The sequence below is a fragment of the Microbacterium sp. GXF7504 genome, assembly GCF_054798235.1.
On record NZ_JBSJZI010000005.1, the window covers coordinates 282,525 to 289,286 of the forward strand.

The following is a 6,762-nucleotide window of genomic DNA, read 5'->3' on the forward strand; positions in this document are numbered from 1 at the left end:
TGCAACCGCCGAGACCACACCCAGTTGGATGTGGTCTCGGCGGGAAGGTGTGGTCTCGGGGTCAGCCGCGGTCCGGATGCGGCGGGGCCGCGCTGTCGCGGACGACGACCTCGGGCCGTTCCGAGGAGAACAACCGGCCCTGCTCCCCGTCGATCACCCGACGGAGGAGTTCGAACCCGCGGCGGCCCATGCCGTGGAAGTCCTGCCGCACGGTGGTGATGGCGGGCGTCCAGAGTTCGGAGAGGGGATGGTCGTCGAATCCGACGACCGACACGTCGCCGGGCACGTGCAGTCCCGCGTCGGCGAGCCCGCGCATGAGCCCCATGGCGATCTCGTCGTTGCCGCAGAGCACCGCGGTGACGGAGCGGTCCGCCGCGAGCGCCCGGCCGATCTCGCGACCGCTGCGCGGCTCCCAGGTCGCGTCGAGCGGTGTCGGGACGGGGGCGCCGGCACGCTTGAGCGCCCGCCGCCAGCCGGTCGTGCGGCCGTCCTCACGGCGGGACGGCGGGATGCGGACGTGGTGCACGGTGCGGTGGCCGAGCCCCAGGAGGTGGTCGGTGAGCTCCTCGGCCGCCCTGGCGTCGTCGAGCACCGCCTGCGGCAGCGAGGTGTCCCGGACGCCCGAGAGGGCCACCAGCGGGAGGTCGGCGGGGATCCGCTGCAGCGCGGCCACGCCCTGCGCGTCGAACTTCAGCACGACCACGCCGGCGAGCGGCTGCGAGAGCGTGGCCGCGATGGCCTGGTCCACCTCGTGCGCATCGGCCGACTCGACGACCGTGATCATCACGGTGTGGCCCTCGGCCCGCGCGGCCTCCTCCACGCCGCGGATCGTCTCCGCGTAGCCGTACCGGGAGGTGTCACCGGCGATGACCGCCACCACGCGGGGCCGGCGGGAGGCGAGCACGCGCGCGGCCGCGCTCGGCCGGAAGTTGAGTTCGGCGATCGCCGCCTCCACGAGCGCCCGCTTCTCCGGGCGCACGTGGGGGGCGTCGTTGAGGACGCGGGAGACCGTCGGCACGGAGACGCCCGCCCGCGCGGCGACGTCCGCGATGGTGGGGGGTCGGGTTCCGTTCGGCAGGGCTCTCACTCCTCGGGTCGGGCTCACTTCACGGCGCCGCTCGTGATCCCCGAGATGATCTTGCGCTGGGCGACCATGAAGATGATCAGCAGCGGCAGGCTCATGAGGATGATGTAGGCGAAGATCAGATGCCAATTCTGAAGGTAGAGGCCCGCGCTCGCCACCTGGAACAGGTTCAGCGTCAGCGTGTCGAGTCGGCCGCCGACGACGAAGAACGCGTAGAAGACGTCGTTCCAGATGTACAGGCAGATGAGGATCGTGGCGGTCGAGAGCACCGGCATGAGCATCGGCAGGATGATCTTCACGAACACGCGCACGGGCGAGGCGCCGTCGACGCGGGCCGCCTCCTCGAGCTCGACCGGGATGGTGCGGACGAACCCGGTGACGAAGAAGATGACCGTCGACAGGTACATGCCCATGTAGACGCCGATGAGCCCGACGGCGGTGCCGGCCAGCCCGATCTGCCGCAGCAGCAGCACGATCGTGATGACCGCGGGAGGCAGGATGATGCCGCTGATCGCGATCGCGTACACGACGGCCAGCGCGCGCGAACTGCGGCGGCCGAGGATCCAGGCGGCCATCGACCCGAGCACCAGCACGCCCAGCACGGACGGGATGAGCACGAGGGCGCTGCCGCCGAGCGCGGCGAGCATCTTGCCGTCGGTGAAGACGGTGGCGAAGTTCTCCCACAGTCGCCACTCGCCCGGCAGCGACATGTCCGGGTTGAAGGCCTCCGCCTGGGTCTTGCCGGCGGTGACGATCATGATCCAGAACGGCACACCCAGCAGTGCGACCGCGATGAGGGTGGCGACGACGGGCTGGATGAGGCTCCGCATCCGGAACCGGGAGGGGGCGACGGTGGCGCTCACAGGATGTCCTCTCGCTTGCGCAGGAACCGGATGACGGGGAACGCGAGGATCGCCACGGCGAGGAACAGGATGAGGCTCATCGTGGTGGCCTGGGCGAACAGGCCCTGCCCGAACGTGCGGTAGATGAAGATGTTGATGATCTCGGTGGCGCCGCCGGGGCCGCCGCCGGTGGTGGCCTGGACGATGTCGAAGCCGTTCATGGACCCGAGCAGCGAGGTGGCCACGTTGAAGGTCACTGCCGGCGCGAGCAGCGGGAACCGGATGCGGCGGAGCGTCGTCCACCAGCCGGCGCCGTCGAGACGGGCCGCCTCGAGCACGTCGCCGTTGATCGTCTTGAGTCCGGCGAGGTAGATGAGCATCGACAGGCCCATCCACTTCCACGAGTGGACGAGCGCGACCACCACGAGGGTCCAGGTCGTGCTGCCGAGCCAGGCGATCTCGACCTCGTGCCCGACGAAGAAGCCGATGATGCCGTTGAGCGCCCCGTCGGGTTCGAGGATCGCCTGGAAGACGTACCCGACCGCCAGCGCGGACATGATCACGGGCACGAAGAAGGCGACGCGCAGGATGCGGTTGACGCGCGTGTCGCGCTCCAGCAGCAGGGCCAGCGCGAGCCCGAAGAGGTTCTGGAACACCGCCACCATCGCCGCGTACAGCACGGTGATGCCCAGGCGGCCGAGCAGGTCGCCGCTCTGGAAGAGCGTGACGAAGTTGTCGATCCCGACGAAGCCGATCGACGCCTTGAACCCGGACCAGTCGGTGAACGCGTAGACGAAGTTGAAGACCGTGGGGACGAGGAAGAAGATCACCAGCACGACCAGCGCCGGGATCAGGAACCACAGGGGATGGTCGTGCCGCGCGCGGGCGCTGACGCCGGGACCGGCGAAGGCCCGCCGGCGCGAGGCGCGGGTGGGGACGATGGGCCTAGTCATGGTGTGTGCCTTTCGGGGCGGGGGCGCCGGTCGGGTCCGGCGCCCCCGCGATGGATCAGAAGCCCTTGGCTCCCATGGCCTTGGCCAGCTGCGCGAACTGGTCCTGGGTGGCCTGGGCGACTTCCTCGGGGGTCTTGGTGCCCTGGACCATGTCACCGAGGTTGATGAACAGGTCGGGGTTGGCGATGGCGAGCGCCTGCATGCCCCCGACCGCGTCGGTGAGCGCCTCGTTGACCGAGAGGAGTGCGTCCGGCACGGTGTCGGGGCTGTCGACGTCGGCGAGCACCGAGGTCGTGCCCTGCGACGCCACGAAGTCCGCGTAGCCGTCGCCGAGCCAGTACACGAGGAGCTGGCGGGCGGCCGCCTCGCGCTGGGCGTCACCGGTCTTGAACGCCACCAGGGCGTTGCCCTGCTCGGGCGTGAAGGTGCCGACGTTCCCCTCGGCGGAGATCGGGAAGAAGCCGATCTTCTCGTTCAGCTCCTCGGTGTCGGCGAGGCTTTGCAGCTGCGTGAACAGCGCCGGGATCTGCACGGCCATGGCCGCCTCGCCGGACAGCAGCGCGGCGCCCTGGTCCTCGAACGTGGCGGTCTTGATGTCCGCGTTGAACAGGCCCTCCTCGATCGCGGCCGCGTACTGGTCGATGGCGCCCTGGATGGTCGGGTCGGTGAAGGTCTCCTCGTTGGCGTTCACGCGCTCCCAGAGCCCGTCCTGCGCCGCCTCGGCGAGCTGGACCTGCACGAACCACTGGGTGGCCCAGGAGCTGCCGCCGCCGGCGAAGTCGAACAGCGGCGTGACGCCGTCGGCCTTCAGGTCGCGCGCGACCTGCAGGAACTCGTCCCAGTCGGTCGGGATCTCGACGCCGTGCTCGGCGAAGACCTCCGTGTTGTAGTAGACGCCCTGCACGGTCGGCGTCGAGATGAGCGCCGCGTACCGGGTGTCGTCGAGGATGCCGGCCATGTCGGCCAGGCCGGGCAGGTAGTCGCCGAGGAACGGCGCGTCGTCGAGCACCTGGAGGTTGGTCGGCGCGTTGATCGCCGCGAGCATGGAGGCGGTGGGCTGCCAGAACGCCAGGTCGGGCTTGTCGCCGGAGGCGACCTTCGTCTGCACGCCCTGCTCGTAGGGGTCCGGGATCGACACGACGTCGATCTCGGCACCGGTGAGCTCCTCGAAGCCGGCGACGACCGACTCCGGGATCGAGGCCGAGCTCTGCGCGGCCCAGATGGTGAGGGACACGCCGCTCAGGTCGGTGTCCTGTGCGGGCCACTCGACCGGGCCGGATGAGGTGTCCTCGGCGCCGGGGTTGGTGCACCCCGCGAGGACGATGGCAGCCGTGGCCGCAGTTGCGACGAGGCCCGCTGCGCGGAACCGCTTCTTCATCGAATGCTCCTTCTGGAAGTGATCATGCGATCGGTGATGCCTGGCGGACGGGGGCGCCCGTCAGGCGGAGGGTGCGCGCGGCCGGTCGGGGGTCGGTCGCGTGCACGGTCAGGGTCCCCGAGGCGGCGTCCCAGTCGGTGCGCCATTCGGGGAGGGTGGTCGGGAAGACGGTCTCGACGCGGACGTCGCGGCCGACGAGGTGGGGCAGCTCGAGCCGGATCGAGTCGGACGCGCCGCGGCGCCAGACCGACACCACGTCGGCCTCGTCCGTGCCGAGTCCGAGGGAGACCCATTCGGCATCCCACTCGGGCAGCCCCGCGGGCCAGAACGGCGCGGCGGAGGCGATGTGGGTGCGCAGCGACTTCGCGACCTCGATCGCGTCGGCGACCATGCGCCGCTGCTCGGCGGTCATCAGGTTGAGGTAGCCCGACACGTAGAACCGGCCCAGCAGCCCCGTGACGAGGCAGAACGCGATGCGCTCGGCATCCATCTCGGGCTGCGGGTACGCCCAGCTCGCGGCCTGCTCGGGCAGCATCGACAGCGGGGCCGCGGCGGCGATCGGCGGGTACTTCGTGAAGTCCTGCTGGTCCGACGTCGACTGCATGGCCAGTCGGGAGAGCATCGCGAAGTCCATCCGCTGCGCGCCCGACCCGCAGTTCTCGATCACGAGCTCCGGGTGCCGGTCGAGCAGCGCGTCAAGCCACGCCAGGTGCGCCCGGTTGTGCTGCAGCAGGCCGTCCCCCACGCTGTCGGCGTCGAGGTCGGTGCCGGGGCCCGGATCGATGTTGTAGTCGAATTTGAAGAAGCCGACGCCGAACTCGGCCACGAGCCGGTCGACGACCGCGTCGAGGTGCGCGATCGCGGCCGGGTGGCGCAGGTCGAGGTGGTAGCGGGAATGCTCGACGATCCGCTGGCCGTGCCGCTGCAGGAACGCTTCGGCGGGGAGCCGGTCGGCGAGGGGGCTGCGCACCCCGACGACCTCGGGTTCGAGCCAGAGCCCGGGCACCATGCCGGCGTCGCGGATGGCGTCGATGACCTCCCCGAGCCCGCCGGGGAAGCGGGTGGTCGAGGGCTGCCACTCCCCGACCGAGTCCCACCAGTCGCCGGTCTCGTCGTACCAGCCGGCGTCGATGCAGAAGACCTCGCATCCGACGTCGGCCGCCGCCGCGATGAGCGGCAGGAGCTTCTCCGTGGTCGGGTCGCCGTCGAGCGTGTTCATGTAGTCGTTGAAGACCACGGGCATCGCGGCGTTGTCCGGGTGCGGGCGCCGTGCGGCGCGGCGGTACGCGGTGAGGGCGGCCACCGCATCCTCGAATCCGCTGCCGAAGACGACCGTCGCGGGCACCGTCGTGAACGTCTCACCGGGCTGGAGCACCTTCGTCCACGACGAATCGGTGTCGGTCGGGCCGGAGAGCGCGACGTAGCCGCCGCGGGTGTCCTCGCCGATCTCCCAGCGCCAGGGACCGTTGTGCTCGATCTGCCACGCGAGGGCGCGGCCGTCGGGGTGCACGAGCGCGGCCGTGGGCAGTTCGTCGCCGGTCGACCACGTGCCGTCGGAGGTCGCGACGAACGCGCCGCGGGGGTTGTGGCCGGTGAGGTGCTCGGCCAGCGGCACGAACTCGGGGCCGCGCAGCGGCGTGCGCTCCCAGCGGCCCTCGCCGAGCCAGTCGCTGCGCCCGCGCACCCGCTCCCAGCCCGCGAGCACGTCGTCGCCGGTGTCGGCGGCGGTGAATCCGGCGCACCACGAGGCGACCGAGCGCAGCACGACGGGACGCTCGCCGCTGTTCTCCACGGTGACGGTGGCGCGCACGGCCGCGACGCCCGGGACGGTGCGCAGTTCCGCGGTCGCGGTGAGCCCGTCGCCGCGCTGGCGGATGGCGAGCACTTCGCCGTCCGCATCCGTCCGGGTGGTGTGGCCGTCGTAGCGGAAGTGGGTGCCGGTCTCGGTGTGGGCGAGTCGGTACGAGGCCGGACGGCTCCCGCCGCCGACCGTGAGGACCTCGATGAACGGGACGGTGTAGAGGGCGTCGCGGCGGCCCGCGGACTCCACCGCGGCCAGGGCGACCGGGGCGTCCGCGGCGTGGACGAACTCGAGCTGGACGGCGTCGGTCCCCCAGGTGAATCGCTGGGGTGCGGCGGTGGCGGCGGCTGCGTCGTCAGTCATCTCGATCTCCGTTGATAGCGGTCTCAGCGGACGACGCTAACGCATCTGGTACCGCTTTCAAAATCTCCCTGATAGCGATACCAGTCGCATGACCGCCGCTGAGACCACCTGCAAACGCCGAGACCACACCCAACTGGATGTGGTCTCGGCGGGAAGGTGTGGTCTCGGGATCAGCGCCGGGTGTCGGAGCTCTGTCCGTAGACGTTCTGGTACCGGTCGTAGAGCCGGTCGATGGACTCCTGCGGGATCGGGATGAGCTCGCCGCCCTGCTTCGCGATGTGCACCGTGCGGGCCACGTCCTCGAGCATGACCGCGGCCTTCACCGCATCCTTCGCGTCCCG

Annotated in this window: 5 protein-coding genes and 1 pseudogene; all 6 read right to left on the reverse strand. The window is 70.7% G+C overall.

Annotation, left to right across the window (positions count from 1 at the left end):
- Window positions 1-61 precede the first annotated feature (61 nt).
- Window positions 62-1,105, reverse strand: a complete 1,044-nt coding sequence (locus tag ACWAUO_RS13815; protein WP_460776222.1) for a LacI family DNA-binding transcriptional regulator — start codon at window positions 1,103-1,105, stop codon at window positions 62-64.
- A complete protein-coding gene (locus tag ACWAUO_RS13820; RefSeq protein ID WP_460776224.1) occupies window positions 1,102-1,947 on the reverse strand; it encodes a carbohydrate ABC transporter permease in 846 nt (281 codons plus the stop codon). Before ACWAUO_RS13820 ends, ACWAUO_RS13815 begins: the two co-directional genes overlap by 4 nt.
- The gene (locus ACWAUO_RS13825) at window positions 1,944-2,879 is read right to left on the reverse strand and encodes a carbohydrate ABC transporter permease (RefSeq protein ID WP_460776225.1); all 936 of its coding nucleotides are present in this window, start codon (window positions 2,877-2,879) and stop codon (window positions 1,944-1,946) included. The genes ACWAUO_RS13820 and ACWAUO_RS13825 overlap by 4 nt, the downstream gene beginning before the upstream one ends.
- A gap of 55 nt (window positions 2,880-2,934) precedes the next feature.
- Entirely contained in the window at window positions 2,935-4,257 is a 1,323-nt protein-coding gene (locus tag ACWAUO_RS13830) for an ABC transporter substrate-binding protein (protein WP_460776226.1), read from the reverse strand.
- A 22-nt stretch (window positions 4,258-4,279) separates the two neighbouring features.
- Window positions 4,280-6,421: an alpha-galactosidase gene (locus tag ACWAUO_RS13835; protein ID WP_460776228.1), complete on the reverse strand. Its 2,142-nt coding sequence runs from the start codon at window positions 6,419-6,421 to the stop codon at window positions 4,280-4,282.
- 170 nt (window positions 6,422-6,591) lie between these two features.
- Window positions 6,592-6,762: pseudogene (locus tag ACWAUO_RS13840) on the reverse strand (L-ribulose-5-phosphate 4-epimerase); the annotation flags it as partial.